At 34.0% G+C, this 15,425-nt stretch carries 13 protein-coding genes and 1 riboswitch; of the genes, 5 read left to right on the forward strand and 8 right to left on the reverse strand.

The genetic code is table 11. The features are described 5' to 3' along the window. Window positions 1–75: 75 nt before the first annotated feature. From BHX94_RS04010 to BHX94_RS04020, 3 genes are all read right to left on the reverse strand, one after another. Window positions 76–1,062, reverse strand: a complete 987-nt coding sequence (locus BHX94_RS04010) for an aspartate-semialdehyde dehydrogenase (RefSeq protein ID WP_111744992.1) — start codon at window positions 1,060–1,062, stop codon at window positions 76–78. Between the two features lie 111 nt (window positions 1,063–1,173). Next, window positions 1,174–2,412 carry an aspartate kinase gene (locus BHX94_RS04015; RefSeq protein ID WP_242446655.1) on the reverse strand — a complete coding sequence of 413 codons (1,239 nt, stop codon included), beginning with the start codon at window positions 2,410–2,412 and terminating at the stop codon, window positions 1,174–1,176. Window positions 2,413–2,488: 76 nt separating this feature from the next. Beyond that, window positions 2,489–2,662: riboswitch (Lysine riboswitch) on the reverse strand. 144 nt (window positions 2,663–2,806) lie between these two features. Continuing rightward, a complete protein-coding gene (locus tag BHX94_RS04020) occupies window positions 2,807–4,402 on the reverse strand; it encodes an ABC-F family ATP-binding cassette domain-containing protein (RefSeq protein ID WP_096076521.1) in 1,596 nt (531 codons plus the stop codon). 176 nt (window positions 4,403–4,578) lie between these two features. Between BHX94_RS04020 and BHX94_RS04025 the strand changes: the two genes are divergently transcribed. Continuing rightward, on the forward strand, window positions 4,579–5,445 hold the full coding sequence (locus tag BHX94_RS04025; protein ID WP_096076522.1) for a CvfB family protein: 867 nt from the start codon (window positions 4,579–4,581) through the stop codon (window positions 5,443–5,445). A gap of 60 nt (window positions 5,446–5,505) precedes the next feature. Here BHX94_RS04025 and BHX94_RS04030 read toward each other — a convergent pair whose 3' ends face one another. Both BHX94_RS04030 and pepF read right to left on the reverse strand, forming a co-directional pair. Next, window positions 5,506–6,213 (reverse strand): SDR family oxidoreductase, encoded by a 708-nt coding sequence (locus tag BHX94_RS04030; protein WP_198337219.1) that lies wholly within the window; start codon window positions 6,211–6,213, stop codon window positions 5,506–5,508. A 72-nt stretch (window positions 6,214–6,285) separates the two neighbouring features. After that, entirely contained in the window at window positions 6,286–8,100 is a 1,815-nt protein-coding gene (gene pepF / locus BHX94_RS04035) for an oligoendopeptidase F (RefSeq protein WP_170120749.1), read from the reverse strand. 252 nt (window positions 8,101–8,352) lie between these two features. Here pepF and BHX94_RS04040 point away from each other — a divergent pair, with 252 nt between their 5' ends. Together BHX94_RS04040 and BHX94_RS04045 are read left to right on the forward strand one after the other, a co-directional pair. After that, window positions 8,353–8,742, forward strand: a complete 390-nt coding sequence (locus BHX94_RS04040; protein ID WP_242446648.1) for a hypothetical protein — start codon at window positions 8,353–8,355, stop codon at window positions 8,740–8,742. 166 nt (window positions 8,743–8,908) lie between these two features. Next, complete coding sequence (locus tag BHX94_RS04045; RefSeq protein WP_111744994.1) at window positions 8,909–10,513, forward strand: choice-of-anchor I family protein; 1,605 nt, start codon at window positions 8,909–8,911, stop codon at window positions 10,511–10,513. A gap of 232 nt (window positions 10,514–10,745) precedes the next feature. On the opposite strand, the gene BHX94_RS04050 is transcribed toward BHX94_RS04045, so the two are convergent. Further along, window positions 10,746–12,107: an aminoacyltransferase gene (locus BHX94_RS04050; RefSeq protein WP_111744995.1), complete on the reverse strand. Its 1,362-nt coding sequence runs from the start codon at window positions 12,105–12,107 to the stop codon at window positions 10,746–10,748. Window positions 12,108–12,127: 20 nt separating this feature from the next. Further along, the gene (locus BHX94_RS04055; RefSeq protein ID WP_111744996.1) at window positions 12,128–13,381 is read right to left on the reverse strand and encodes an aminoacyltransferase; all 1,254 of its coding nucleotides are present in this window, start codon (window positions 13,379–13,381) and stop codon (window positions 12,128–12,130) included. A 291-nt stretch (window positions 13,382–13,672) separates the two neighbouring features. Between BHX94_RS04055 and BHX94_RS04060 the strand changes: the two genes are divergently transcribed. Next, a complete protein-coding gene (locus BHX94_RS04060) occupies window positions 13,673–14,338 on the forward strand; it encodes a sigma-70 RNA polymerase sigma factor region 4 domain-containing protein (RefSeq protein WP_096076527.1) in 666 nt (221 codons plus the stop codon). Beyond that, entirely contained in the window at window positions 14,332–14,700 is a 369-nt protein-coding gene (locus BHX94_RS04065) for a hypothetical protein (protein ID WP_232508230.1), read from the forward strand. Before BHX94_RS04060 ends, BHX94_RS04065 begins: the two co-directional genes overlap by 7 nt. Before the next feature lie 36 nt (window positions 14,701–14,736). Here BHX94_RS04065 and BHX94_RS04070 read toward each other — a convergent pair whose 3' ends face one another. After that, a complete protein-coding gene (locus BHX94_RS04070) occupies window positions 14,737–15,393 on the reverse strand; it encodes a type 1 glutamine amidotransferase domain-containing protein (RefSeq protein WP_111744997.1) in 657 nt (218 codons plus the stop codon). Window positions 15,394–15,425: the final 32 nt, after the last annotated feature.

Below are 15,425 nucleotides of genomic sequence, written 5' to 3' on the forward strand. Positions count from 1 at the left end.
CACTCCTTGTTAATTTATGATTATTGTACATTTTTTTGATAGTTATTTATTTTTTTGATAGTTATTTATTATTTACTATTTGTGATTGTTCAAATGAATCTGTTCTAAAATTTGAACAGCATTTAGTGCTGCACCTTTTAGTAAATTATCTGCTGTACACCAAATATGGAATGAATTATCTAGCGTGTCATCTTCTCTAATTCTTCCTACAAATACTTCATCTTTACCCGTTGTATTGATGGCTAGAGGGTATTCATTATTCGCAACATCATCGATAAGGACAACACCTTCTGTTTGTTCAAATAGATGACGTAAATCCTTTACTGTTGCTGGTTGCTCTAAAGTTACATTGATAGCAACAGAATGTGAATCCTGCACAGGAACACGTACACATGTTGCAGTAACTTTTAGATCCGGTAAATTTAATATTTTCTTTGTTTCATCAATCATCTTCTGTTCTTCTTTTGTATAGCCATTTTCTAAAAATACATCGATATGCGGTAATACATTATTGTAAATAGGGTGAGGGTAGTTTTTTGGTGCTTCACCTTTAGCGCCATTAATTAAATCGTTTCTACCGGCAACACCGCTACCAGACACCGCCTGATAAGTTGTATATGCCACACGCTTTAAACCATATTTGTCCTGAAGCGGTTTTAAAGGTACGACTGATTGAATTGTTGAACAGTTTGGATTTGCAATAATTTTTCTGTTTAATTGCGGGCTATTTACTTCCGGTACGATTAAATCAATATCTTCTTCCATTCTATATGCACTTGAATTATCTATAACAATGCTACCAGCTTGTTCAAACAGAGGAGAGAACTTTAAGCTCGTGCTACCTCCTGCACTCATTAATACAAAATCATACTTTTCATTCGCTTTTTCTTCTGTTAATTCTTCTGTATTATACGTTTTACCTTGATAAACAACTTCTTTATTTGCAGATCTTGCTGAAGTGAACAATGTCAGTTCATTGAACGGTATTGCTTTTCTTTCGAGTACTTCTAACATTTTTTGACCAACTAAACCAGTTGCACCTACGACTGCGATTTTATACATTTCATACACTCCTTATAATTAATCAATTATTTACTTCTATGTTACGCATTTTCTTTAATGAGTTAAAGTTTTTTAATAAAAATTAAATAAATAAAAATAATAATTAAAAAATTAAACATTAAATTTTTTACATAATATTTGTACTGCTTGCTTTGCATTCCCGGCATCTACTACTAATGAGATACTGATTTCACTTGTCGATACCTGATAGTAAGCAATCTGCTCCTCGATTAAAGACATAAATACTTTTGACGCGACACCAGACATATCACGCATACCTGAACCGATGATCGATACTTTCGCATAGTTGTCTTTAATTTCATGGAGTAGGGCAGGGTATGAAGCAGTTAACTGATCAATAATTGCTTTAATCTGATATTGTTCTGTATTTTTCATCGTAAACGATAGCTGCATACCATCGATATTTACTGTCTGAGAAATCATATCGATATTGATCTGATTTTGTTCTAATAATTCGTAAAGGGAGGTTAATACTTTTGTGTCGTGCATTGGATAAGATAAAGTTACGTAATTCATATCTTCATCTAATGCAATTCCAGTCACTGCTTTTCTTTCTATGATTTGTTCATTTGGCACAATCCATGTTCCTTTCTCCTCGGATAAAGTTTTTCCGGTATATATTTTAGTATTATTATTATATGCGATTTCAATACATCGTGTTTCAAGTACGCCAGCTCCGAGAGATGACAGTTCCATCATTTCTTCAAAACTTACATAGTCCATCTTCTTCGTTTCTGGATATACTCTCGGATCGGTACCAAATATTCCTGTAACGTCAGAATATATTTCACATGATGCTTGAAGTGATGCTGCAAGTGCTACTGCTGTTGTATCACTTCCACCACGACCAAGTGTCGTTAACTCATCTTCATGATTGATTCCTTGAAAGCCAGCTACGATAATAATATCTTTTGTCTTAAATAGTGCCTGTAATTTAGTCGTATTAATTGTCTGAATCTTACTTTTTAGATGATGACCTTCTGTGCGTATTCCAGCCTGGGCTCCGGTTAAAGCAACGGATTCTACTGATAGATCATTTAATATGATTGAAAGATAAGCGATGGTTTGCTGCTCACCTGTGGTTAATAACATAGCCAGTGCACTTTCTTTTGGACGTTCTGAAAGCGTTGCTACATTTTTGAGTAGTGCATCGGTTGTCTTTCCCATCGCTGAAACAACGACGACGAGTTTTTCCTTTTGTTCCACGCGCTTTTTAAGATAATCAGCAATGTGCCTAATCTTATTAAAATCAGCAACAGAACTTCCGCCAAATTTTAATACTTTGATATTGTTCACTTTTTCTTCTGTCTGAATACTGTTTTCTGTTATCAATTTATTTCCTCCTGCAAGGGTCATCACCAACAAAAAAACAAGCCCAGAGACATCTGGACTTGTTGAATTTATATACAAGCGATGCACTCCATTATTTTTCAATAATGACAAATCCATAGCTCTTAACCTGTGGATCCAACATAGCATTCACTGCAATAAATACTATATTTCGGCATCTCACCCTTTCAGTAATTCATTTGCAGAATTACCATTACTTACTCATGATCGATGCGCCTCATCTGTTACATTTATTTAATTGATGTTTAATATACTACAGAAAGATTTTAAGATTGTAAAGTGTTTTGAGAAAATTTAAAAATAATAGTTTATTAAACAATACTTAAAACACTAAAAAACGTGTATTCATAAATGAATACACGCAAGAAAAAATTTATTTAAGTACACCTTGTTCCTTTAAGTATTCTTCATAAGTAATTTCTTTAGAAAGGTTAGCATTTAAGTCGATAACACGATTGGCAATTGTGTTAATGAACTCAAAGTCATGAGAAGTAAAAATCAGTGAACCTTTAAATGCTTTTAAACCATCATTGACAGAAGTGATACTTTCTAAGTCTAAATGGTTTGTAGGCTCATCAAGTAATAGTACGTTCGCTGATGATAACATCATCTTACTTAACATACATCTTACTTTTTCTCCCCCTGATAATACAGTTGCTTTTTTACGTACTTCTTCACCAGAGAATAACATACGACCTAAAAATCCGCGTAAGAAAGTTTCCGTTTGTTCTTCAGGTGGTGCATACTGACGTAACCATTCTACTAGGTCGATATTTTTACCTTCAAAGAATTCTGAGTTATCTTTCGGTAAATAACTTTGAGATGTCGTTACACCCCATTTGTAAGACCCTTCGTCCGGTTCCATTTCTCCAGCTAAAATACGAAGTAGGGTAGTCTTAGCAATTTCAGAATCACCGACTAGTACTGCTTTATCGTTTGGATTCATCGTAAATGATAAGTTATCAATAACTTTTACGCCATCGATAGTTTTAGTTAAACCTTGAACTTGTAGTAACTCATTACCAATTTCACGTTCTGGTTTAAAATTAACGAAAGGATATTTACGGCTAGAAGGCTGGATATCATCTAATTCAATCTTTTCTAACATTTTCTTACGGCTTGTTGCTTGTTTAGATTTAGAAGCATTTGCTGAGAATCGTGCAACGAAGTCCTGTAATTCTTTAATCTTTTCTTCTTTTTTCTTATTAGAGTCTTGTAACATTTGCTGTGCTAACTGACTTGATTGATACCAGAAGTCATAGTTCCCAACATAAATTTTAATTTTACCGTAGTCTAAATCAGCAATATGCGTACATACGTTATTTAAGAAATGACGGTCATGTGATACAACGATTACTGTGTTTTCAAAGTTAATCAAGAATTCCTCTAACCAGCTGATTGCAGGAATATCTAGACCGTTGGTAGGCTCATCGAGTAATAATACATCTGGCTCACCAAATAATGCTTGTGCTAAAAGAATCTTAACTTTCTGGTTATTTTCAAGTTCAGACATTTTCTTTTCGTGTAGATCATCTTTGATGCCAAGACCAGACAATAATACTTGTGCATCACTTTCAGCAGTCCAGCCGCCCATTTCACCAAACTCACCTTCAAGTTCAGCTGCACGCATACCATCTTCATCACTGAAGTCTGGTTTCATATAGATTTCATTCTTTTCTTTCATTACATTCCAAAGCTTTTCATTACCACGAAGTACAACATCAAGTACACGTTCATCTTCATAAGCGAAGTGGTCCTGTTTTAATATTGATAATCGTTCATCTTTTCCTAATGAAACATGACCTGATTGAGAGTCAAGCTCACCTGAAAGAATTTTTAGGAAAGTAGATTTTCCTGCACCGTTTGCTCCGATTAAACCGTAGCAGTTTCCGGGTGTGAATTTTATGTTTACATCTTCAAATAATTTTCTATCACCGAATCGTAAACTAACATTAGATACTTGTAACATTGAGTGGTCTCCTTTAATTTATAATCAGTATGATTATATCATAGTTTGATAAGAAATAGATATCACTGATTTCTCACTTACACAGATAGCGCTATTATACTGTTATTTCGTACGAATAGGTGAAAATGTGCTATAATGATTTATTGAAATAGGTATTTAACCTAAAGGAGAGACATATGGAGAACAAACAATTATCAGGAAGTATCGACTTTTTACGCGTCGATCGATTAGAAGGGTCTACGTATTACTTACTTGGACCGAATAGTGAAGTCGTAAAGTTAAATCAATCAGAAGTGTTAGAAGATGATGAATTAGAAATTGGCGAGGATTATTCTTTCTTCGTATATCCGGGGCGTACTGGAGATTTATTTGCAACTCAAAATATCCCCGACATTTCAACTGACCGTTATGACTGGGTGAAAGTGATTAAGAAAGATAGAGACGGGGTTACGGTAGATATCGGTATCCCACGTGAAATCGTTATTCCGTGGGAAGATCTACCGAAAGTAAAAGAAGTTTGGCCAGAAGCGGGAGATGAAGTATTTGCTTGTCTTCGCGTAGATAGAAACGATCAGTTATATGGACGTTTAGCAAGTGAAACGATGGTCGATGCAATGTTTACACCAGCACCAGAAGAGCTGTTACACAAGACGATCACAGCACACCCATACCGTTTATTACGTATCGGAACGTTTCTTTTATCTAAAGAGGGTTACAAGATATTCGTTCACGAATCAGAACGTAGAAGTGAACCCAGACTTGGTGAAGCAGTAGAGGTACGAATTATCGGACATAAAGAAGATGGAACTTTAAACGGTTCATTTTTACCACTTGCACATGAGCGCTTAGACGATGATTCAGAACAAATTCTAAAGTTATTAGAAGAATATGGTGGTGAACTGCCATTCTCTGATAAGTCAGATCCTGAAGCGATAAAAGAAGTCTTTAACATGAGTAAAGGTAGTTTTAAACGTGCGATTGGCCGCTTATATAAAAACAAACGCATCGTGATAGAAGCGGATAAAATTAAAGCAGTTGAATAATAAGTTTATATAATCATTACCAACATTGCCGGATACTTTAAGTATCCGGCAATGTTGGTTTTATTTATCATAATACCATCCTTGATCATTATGATAAATCATTTGTTTAGTCATACCACCATCAATGACAAATTCCTGTCCTGTAATAAATGTTGCGTTATCACTACATAAATAAAGTACCATTTGTGTAATATCATTCGGTACTCCGACGCGACCGGCAGGATGTTGTAAGTTATTGCTACCAGTAAATTCACTGTTTGTCGTATCGATCCATCCAGGTAATATCGCATTGACACGTGCTTTTTCTCTTAAACTTACAGCTAAGGCATGTGTTAACGCACTGATGCCACCTTTGGCAGCGGAATAGCTTTCTGTCTGTGGTTGGCTCATCAGTGATCTTGATGATGAGATATTTATAATAGAAGCATTATCATTTAAATAGGGCAGGGATTGCTGCACGATATAGAATGGTGCAGAGATGCCAACTTGCAATGCATAGTTAAATTCCTCTATCGTACAATCATTGATGCCTTTCATAATAGGAAGTGCATTATTGATAATATAGTCGATTTTCTTATGCTCACTGATAACCTGCCGAATGAATGCATCAATTACATTTGTATCTGATATATCACCCTGAAAGTAACAGCCTGGCTGGATGTCAATATCACAGACGATGGCCTTGTTATTTCTAAACGTATCAGCAATGTGATTACCGATACCATGTGCTGCACCAGTTATAATGACAACTTTACCATTCATATTCATATAAACACCTCATTATTAAATATTTAAACAATTAACCGCATAATACAATGACTGTATTATGCGGTTGTTGTTTTATTTTTGCTGTTCAATTTCTTCAGTTAACTTTTCCAGTTCATCAATTAATGAACCAATGTAAGCTATCGTTTCTTTAAGCGGAGCATCAGTAGTAAGGTCGATACCAGCCATATTTGCAAGTTCAACCGGTGGTAATGAACCACCTTTCTTAAGTACTTCTGTCCATTCCTGTACAGCTGGTTCACCTTCATTAAGAATACGTTGAGACATAATCGTAGAGACAGTCAGTCCAGCTGAATACGTATAAGGATATAAGCCCATATAATAATGGGGTTGTCTCATCCAAGTCAGTTCAGCACCTTCAGTGATTTCTACTGCATCCCCCCAGAAATCTTCGATCACTTTATGTTTAATACCATTTAATATATCAGCAGTCATGGATTCACCTTTATCTACTAATAGATAAACTTCACGCTGATAAGCTGCTTCTAATAAATGCGTTACAAAATTGTGATAATAAGTACGAGATATAATCGAAGCGATTACCCAACGTTTAAATTTCGGATCATCTGATTCAGCCAATAAATAATTTGCCATCAGCATTTCATTCATCGTGCTAGGTGCTTCAACAAAGTATAATGAGCAGCTTTCATCAAATATATTTGTATTTTGGTGAGCAAGATGGAAGTGACCGGCATGACCTAATTCATGTGCCAGCACAAATACTTCTGTCATCTTTGAAGTCCATGAAATTAAGATAAATGGATTCACCTGATACGGGCTTGCACAGAATGCACCAGTTGACTTACCTTTATTCTGTACGAAGTCAATCTGGCGTTTGTCATATGCATCATTTACCATCTGCATATAATCTTCACCCATAATCGAAAGAGCTTTTTTAATATAATCACGAGATTCTTCTACAGTAATTTCTGGTTCAAAGGCATCATCTAAAGAAACCTTTAAATCTTCAAATTTCATTTGTTCTAAACCATTAACTTTTTGCAGTAACTTTGCATATCGGCGCATATGTGGTGCTAGTTCAGTCGTGATTAAATCGATTTGACGATTATATAATTCACGAGAAACCTCTTGTGGATGTAATAAATAATCAATCACTGAATCATATCCACGTAGTTCAGATTCGATTTTTTCCTGTTGAACGACCATATCGTATGTTTTTGCTGTTGTATTTTCATATTTTTTTAACGTATCAGAAAATTTTCTAAATGCATTTCTGCGAATTTCTGTATCTGCATCAACTTCAAGTTCTCCCTCAAATGAAACGTAGCTCATCGGAATCTCTTTACCATGCGCAGAAAACGTTCCGAAATCAATATCCAGCATCTTAGTCGTATCATAAAGGTTATAAGGGGCGCTAAATACTGGTGAGAAAGATGCAAGTGTCTTTTCAACTTCTGGATGTAACTGATGCGGTTTACGCTCGATTAGTTTTTCCAGATAACGTTGATAAACCGGAGTCTCATCTTTTAACTTGTCTAATATCTCAGTATCTAGAGCAAGAATCTCTGACTCCACGAAAGTCAGTAAGCTTGCAATCGTACCATAACTATTAACATATTTACTGTATAATTTGCCTGAAGTATCATCTGTCTGGTCAACACTAAACAATAAGGAAGCATAGCTACCTAAGTGATCCAGTTCTTTTTTAATTGCAGCATATTCATCTAAAGCTGATTCAATCTTACTAGTATCAGAAAACGTCCCAGCGTATTCTTGATTGAATTTCTTCGTTCTTGCGATTGTTTTCTCAAGTTGAGCATAAAATGCATCATTTGAATCAAATAATGTAGATAAATCCCAAGTTTGTTCTACTGGAACTTCATTTCTTTTCGGTAAACTCATATACATTCTCCTTTTGTCATTAAAGACTCATCGTTTATAGATGTTAATATTTTTATTATACGCTTAATTATGAATTTTTAGAAATCTTTTTTAACAAAAGTGATGATTGGAATAATATTAAGTTTTATCACTAAAGTTTTATGAATAACAATTCATTTTTTGAATTATGATTATTTATTTTTGATAATAGGGTATAATAAATTTTGTATTTTATATTTTGTATTTTCTAAAATTGATAAAGGATAAGTGAGTGATAAAATGATGATATTAAATACGATAAACTTTTATGAAATTCCGAACTTTCTGTTCATCACTATTGTAGGGATGCTTGTTATCTCATTGATTTTCGGGTTGGCTTTAGGCAGATTTCTTTTTGCACCGATCATTACGTTTTTATTACTAGCAGTTGCTGCGTTTATTCTACCTAACTTCTACGATATTACTTATCAGCCATTACTTGGCTATGCAGGATTTTTAGCGGTTATTTCTTTATTGCTAAGCATTTTATTCTGGTATATGACGAAAGATTATCGCAAGAACAGAAAGTTAAAACAAAAAGCAAAATTAGAACAACGTAAATATGATGAAAATCAAAACCGTGCTGAAATGGAATCGGTGAAGCATCATGAAAACAAATTAAATCGTTAAAAGCTTAAAGAAGCGGTCAGGAGATCTCCTGACCGCTTTATTTTATATTGTAATCAAATATTTACATTTTATTAATAAATTTTATTCGTGGTTTACATCATTACATTAAAATTTAATTTATACATATAAAATATACTAAATAATAAACTTTGAGGAGAATGTCATTATGAAAAATATAGGCAAAGTTATTAGTACTATAGCGTTAACATCATTACTAGCAACACCTATTGCTGATGCACAGTCAGTAAACAATTACGGACCGAATAGCAAGATTAAAGTAACTCAATTAGCACGATATGATTCAAAGACTGAATTTGGTGAAAGCGGTACTGAAATTGTAAGTTATGATTCACATTTCAAACAAGCATACTCAATTAACGGTGCATTAAATGCAGTTGATATTTTAGATATGTCTAAATTATCAAAAGGGAAATTCATATTAAAGAAACGTATCTTATTAAAAGACCTTGGTGTTGAAGGTAGTGATATCACGAGTGTGGCTGTAAATAAAAAATACCACTATATCGCTATCAGTATCCCTGCAAAAGAGAAAACGGATAATGGACGCGTTGCATTTTTAGATAAGGACGGTAAATTAATCAGTAAGGTTACTGTTGGGGCACTGCCAGATATGCTAACTTTCACACATGATAGCAAGAAATTAATCGTTGCTAACGAAGGTGAACCAAACGATACTTATACAATTAATCCGGAAGGTTCTGTATCATCAATTAAAGTCAATGCACTAGGTAAAGTGAAACAATCAGCAGTTAAGACAGTTAAATTCTCTAAAAAGATGATTCCAAGTAACTTACGTCACTTAGGCCGTACTGCTGAAGAAAGCTTCTTAAATCTTGAGCCTGAATATGTGACGATTGATGATAAAAATGAATTTGCATATATTACGATTCAGGAACGTAATGCAATCGCAAAGTTTGATCTTAAAAAAGATAAGTTTGTTAAGGTTAGAGGTTTAGGCTATAAATCATATTTAAAGCATACTATTGATGTTTCAGATAAAGATAAAAAGATTAATATGAAAAATTATCCGTTACTTGGTATGTATCAACCTGACGGTATCGCTCAAATGACGATAAAAGGAAAAACTTACTTATTAACAGCAAATGAAGGGGATTCACAAGATTACGAAGGATATAGTGAAGAAACCAGAATTGCTGATATCGCTGATCAATATAATTTAAATAGTAAATATTTAAAAGGAACAGATGTAAAAGTTTTAGAAGATGACAAGCAACTTGGACGTCTTAAAACAACAACTGCTCAAAGTTTTGTTAATAAAGATGGAAAATTCACTGTTCCTGTAACATTCGGCGGACGTTCATTCTCAATTCGCAGTGCTGGTAATTTAGGATTAGTGTACGATTCAGGATCAGATTTTGAAACAATTACTGCAAAAGCCAATAAAGACACATTTAATTCGCATCAGGAAGAACTTGGAAAAATTGGCTTTGACTCAAGAAGTGACGATAAAGGACCTGAACCAGAATCAGTTGTAACTGGTGTTATCAATGGCAAAACGTATGCCTTTATCGGTTTAGAACGAACTGGCGGAATTATGGTATATAATGTTTCAAACCCTAAAAAACCAGTATTTGAAACATATTTCAAAGCAAATGATAATGGCGATATTTCACCGGAAGGTTTAACATTTATCGATGCTAAACATTCTCCGACCAAACAACCAGTATTACTTGCAAGTCATGAAATGAGCGGAACAATTGCTGCTTATGAATTAACAGCTTTAAAGTAAATGTTATGAATCAATTTTCAATAGTTGAAACATTAATACATTCATAGTGGAAAGAATAGAAGATACTACGAAATAGGTAGTATCTTTTTCTTCTGCATACAACTTCCGATAATATATATTATGTAAACTAAAATATTGAATAAAGACATCATATAATACTATTTGACATTTATATTATATGATGTCTTATATTGTTCTTTAGATTATTTATTCCATTGTTATAACTTAATGATTAATTCGACTCACTCATTTTATCCGGTCCTTTTTGTAATACAATATTTTCTGTCGTTTCTAATTCATCTTCTGACTGATTATTTTTATTTTGTTTACGTTGTTTTAATGCACTTAATTTTAATCTCGTTTTTAATGCGGCTTGATATACAGCATATTTTGGTTTATTGATTGGCTTAATAAAGTCTCCAACAAGTTCTTCAATTTGAGCGTCAAATCCACGTTTAAATCGATATACGCCGTAATCTTCACCAGATTCACTGAAATCACCAGATACACCATAGAAGTTATAGCGATCAAATCCATGTTCAAAACAATAATTGATCATATACCAGTGCATTGCATATGGACCCATGAATTTATTATATTTCTCACTAGAACCGCCAGAGAAATAGTTCACTTCGAAATGGTTTAAGAAAAACATACCAGCAGCTAAATTAAGAATATTACCATCAGTTTTACGTAATGTACTCATCTCTAATAATTCGTCTTGCATGTGATTGATTTCACGATTTAACTGTTCAATCTTCTTCATCTGCTTATCTGATTTATTTTCATTTGCCATCATCTGATCACGGTTTGATTCAGATGATGTAATATCATTCGATAATTTCTCAATATATTCATTAAGATCAATATATGCTAACGGTAATAGTACTTTATCTTCATAATATTGATGGAATCCTTCAAAATAACGATCTGGACGAGCAATAAAACCAGCGCGTTGTTCCGTTTCACGATATAAATCTAAAAATACATCTAATTCATCTTTACCAAGCAGTCTGATTTTCACGCCGTATTTTTGCGCTTTTTTCACATTACGTTTACGTTGTGAATCAAATTGTTTCATTATAGAAGCTGGTGTTTCATCTTGAAGGTATAACACACTCATCCATCTGACCTGTGTATCCATCGTATACCCTACTGAGAAACCGGTATGTTTATAGCCTAGCGATTTTAACTGATTAATAGTCGCGTCATTTGTGCCATGTTCTTCTTTATAATTCACATCTTTATCGTATAATTTATATATCCAGTAAGGATCTAGTTTCACATATAAAGCTTGATGCGTTTTTAAATATGTATCAAGTGATTTGAAGTAAAAATCAACAAGCTCTGAATTCTTATAATCCATGACTGGACCACGGTTTGAATAATAGAAATAACTTCCGAATGTCGGTATTTTAGAAAATAGACTGGCAGCAATGACTTCGCCTTCTTCTTTAACACCTAGTAATACGACTGGATAACCGTCAGCTTCTCTATTCTTTATGTTTTCCTGCAGTTGAAAATAGTGACTCATTTCAGTTGTATTCCAAATAAAATCAGTATATTCTGCAACCGTCAACTCAGTGAATTCCATGAAAATCTTCCCTTCAAATCTTATTTACGTATTTTCTTCATCGTTTCGTATAATTTGTAAACCGGCTTATTGATTGGCAATACAAAATCTCCGATATATTCGATTACATCTGCGTTAAATCCTTTTTTAAATTTGATTACACCAGCGTCTTCTGCATCTTCCGTGAAGTCACCACTGATACCGTAAAAGTTATAACGATTAACGCCTGATTCCATTGCATACTTTATCATATCCCATTGAATCGCATAACTACCTGCGAAATGCCTGAATTCATTTGAAGTACCACCTGCAAGATAAACGACTTCAAATGGATTGATTAAATAGAATGCAGCAGCAATCGGTAAAGTATCGCCATGTTTTTGCTGTAAAGCTTTTGCTTCAGCGAGCTTTTCTTTAATTGCTGTTAACTGATTTTCGCTTGTTGTAAGTACATTTTTCCATTTCTTCGCATCAGGCTTTTTCTCAAGTTCATTTTTAGCTTTATCGATTTGAGCTTGCACATCAACTTCTTCTGCAATGAGCTCAGGTATATATGTAGAAAAATCAATATAAGCGAGTGGCATTCTCACACGATCACCGAAATACTGTAATCGATTTTTATAGAATGCATCCTCTCTATCAACAAACGCTTTTTTTCCACTCGTATCATTCATAAACTGTCTGAAGATGTGCAGTTCGTCTATTGAGAGATCACGTACCTTTATACCGTTTTTAATCACTTTTTTGATATTACGTTTACGTAGGCTATCCATATTGTTCAATACTTCTTTTTCCGACAAACCTTCAGTATTTAGCACCGAATGCCAGCGAATTTGATGATTTGGATCGAAACCAGTCGTAAATCCTTGGTGTTTAAAGCCTAATGCCTTTAATTGTGTGAATATATCTTGTGTATCATAGCTTTCCATCACTTTACCGTCATGATCTCTCAGTTGATATGGCACATATGGATCGATTCTAAGATGAAGTGCTTTATGACGCTTTAAATATCGTTCTAATTCCTTGAAAAAGAATGTCACAAGCGCTTTATTGTGAAAGTCCATTACTGGACCACGATTTGAATAGAAGTATTTGAACGCCTTCATCACAGGTACAGCGGTGAAAAGACCTGCTGCTATGATATTTTCATAATCATCTGTAACGCCTACGAGATGTACTTCAACACCTTCAGCGATTTTCAAATCATAGTTAACTGCCATCTGCGTAAAATGGCTATATGACTGTTTATCTGTATAATCTCCGAAAGCTTCTCTTGATAAGTTTATAAATTTCATGATGATTCTCCTTATTCAAATGAACGCTATTGTTCATTAATCTCATGCACCATAATAACATAAAAGCGTCAATTTAATCACTTCATAGCATTAATGTTTCATCAATAAAGAAGATTTAAATGAAATTTACACTAATTTTGTCTAACATAAATTTATATTAAATATCTGTACATTACTTATGTTCTATTATTAATTTTATATTGTTACTTTAATTACTTCATGTATGCTATAATTCGGTTATATAAACGAAATTATAGTAATTCGTCTAAATAAACGAACTGGAGGTATAAGATGTTATCTTTATTCGTAATGGATGTTTCCGGAAGTACAAAATTCGATAATACAGCGGCAATCAGTCACACATTAGTGCATTTAACTGAAGAAATTGAACAGTGGACAAAGGACGTATCGTTTAAATATATTAATTTTCGTATGGGTGATGAATTATTTTTTGTGAGCGATAGTCTGTCAGCAACCCTTTTTACAAGTTTCTATATTAAGTTATTATGGCCCTATAAATCACAACCAATTAAATTCGGAATTGCTGCGAGTAATGAAGAAATACCTACCGGAAACCTTGAACATTGGAATGCACCTATCATTAAACAGGCACGTCGTAATTTAACTCAAATTAAACAGTCAGACATTACAGATTTTCATTTAACGATTGAAGAACAGGATGTTACGGTTATCAACAACGTATTATATCCATATTTAACTGAAATCGTTCATAATCATTCTGAAATGCAGCAACGAGTGCTGCTTCTCTCCTATGTATATGTTCAGCAAAAAGAAATTGCACAAGTCCTTGGTAAAGGTCTATCAACCATTTCAGAACATTTAAAGAAAAGCCATAAAAAACAGTTAATACTGATAGAAGCGGCTTTAGCTCAACTTGACAACAACAACATGACTTTGCATGTCCAAAATACTTTTAAGGAGTATGCATTATGCTGAAAATTATTTTAATTGCGATATTTATACTGTTATTTATTATGTCAGGTCCTATTATTAAATGGGTTTTATCGGCGATGAGTGAAACAAAGACGAAGCAGTCAGATAACGTAGGTTTAATGATAGGTTATATTGAAAGGCTACTTATCCTGATGTTTATCGCTTTTGGAGAATATACAGCAATTGGACTCGTTATCGCAAGTAAATCGATACTTCGGTTTAATGACCTTAAAGATGATAAACCAAATAACAATCTAGAGAAGATTGATAAGACAAGTGAATATATATTACTTGGGACGATGCTAAGTTTACTTATCGGCGTAGTACTCGGATTAATCTTAAGAAATCTCTTACTTATGAAATAAACCACATGAGGCATTATCCCATGTGGTTTATATTTATTATAATACTTTGACAAATGCTTCCGCGACCTCGACACTTGATTGAGGGTTTTGGCCGGTCACGAACTTCTTATCTGTTACAACGTGAGATGTAAAATTCTCACCCACGACAAAGCGGCCGCCTTGTTTTTCTAACTCTGATTGTAATGCAAATGGAACAACTTCATCTAGTTTCATCGCAATTTCCTCGTTATTCGTAAATCCAGTAAGTTTAACACCATCAATTAAGTAGCTGCCATCTTTAAGTTTAGCATCAACAAAAGCACTTGGTCCATGACAAACAGCTCCGATTGCACGGCCATCTTCTTTATAGAATGCAAGGATGTTCTGCAAATCCGGATCATTAGGTAAATCATACATCGTACCATGTCCACCCGGAATAAATACGCCATCATAATTTTCAAATACAACGTCTCTCAATTTTAGAGAGTCGCCTAATTTCTTAACGACATCTGCATATGTCTTCGTTTCATCATTAGCTACAGAGTTTGGATCTAGTGGGATTGCGCCACCTTTAACTGAAGCAAAATCTACTGCGATATTATTTTTCTCAAAAATCTTGTATGGTGCTGCAGCTTCTTCTAACCATAGTCCTGTTGGTGTACCATCACTGAACTGTTCTTGATTTGTCAGTACCATTAATACTTTTTTTGTCATAAATAAAACACGCCCCTTCTTATATATTAACA

The organism is Macrococcoides bohemicum, assembly GCF_003259675.1.
In the GTDB taxonomy this organism is placed as follows: domain Bacteria; phylum Bacillota; class Bacilli; order Staphylococcales; family Staphylococcaceae; genus Macrococcoides; species Macrococcoides bohemicum.

Excerpts from the sequence above, each read along its gene's own strand:
- BHX94_RS04045 (WP_111744994.1), top strand. The coding sequence starts at position 8,909 with ATGAAAAATATAGGCAAAGTTATTAGTACTATAGCGTTAACATCATTA.
- BHX94_RS04040 (WP_242446648.1), top strand. The coding sequence starts at position 8,353 with ATGATGATATTAAATACGATAAACTTTTATGAAATTCCGAACTTTCTG.
- BHX94_RS04070 (WP_111744997.1), bottom strand. The coding sequence starts at position 15,393 with ATGACAAAAAAAGTATTAATGGTACTGACAAATCAAGAACAGTTCAGT.
- BHX94_RS04025 (WP_096076522.1), top strand. The coding sequence starts at position 4,579 with ATGGAGAACAAACAATTATCAGGAAGTATCGACTTTTTACGCGTCGAT.
- BHX94_RS04055 (WP_111744996.1), bottom strand. The coding sequence starts at position 13,381 with ATGAAATTTATAAACTTATCAAGAGAAGCTTTCGGAGATTATACAGAT.
- BHX94_RS04030 (WP_198337219.1), bottom strand. The coding sequence starts at position 6,213 with ATGAATATGAATGGTAAAGTTGTCATTATAACTGGTGCAGCACATGGT.
- pepF (WP_170120749.1), bottom strand. The coding sequence starts at position 8,100 with ATGTATATGAGTTTACCGAAAAGAAATGAAGTTCCAGTAGAACAAACT.
- BHX94_RS04065 (WP_232508230.1), top strand. The coding sequence starts at position 14,332 with ATGCTGAAAATTATTTTAATTGCGATATTTATACTGTTATTTATTATG.
- BHX94_RS04060 (WP_096076527.1), top strand. The coding sequence starts at position 13,673 with ATGTTATCTTTATTCGTAATGGATGTTTCCGGAAGTACAAAATTCGAT.
- BHX94_RS04020 (WP_096076521.1), bottom strand. The coding sequence starts at position 4,402 with ATGTTACAAGTATCTAATGTTAGTTTACGATTCGGTGATAGAAAATTA.
- BHX94_RS04010 (WP_111744992.1), bottom strand. The coding sequence starts at position 1,062 with ATGTATAAAATCGCAGTCGTAGGTGCAACTGGTTTAGTTGGTCAAAAA.
- BHX94_RS04050 (WP_111744995.1), bottom strand. The coding sequence starts at position 12,107 with ATGGAATTCACTGAGTTGACGGTTGCAGAATATACTGATTTTATTTGG.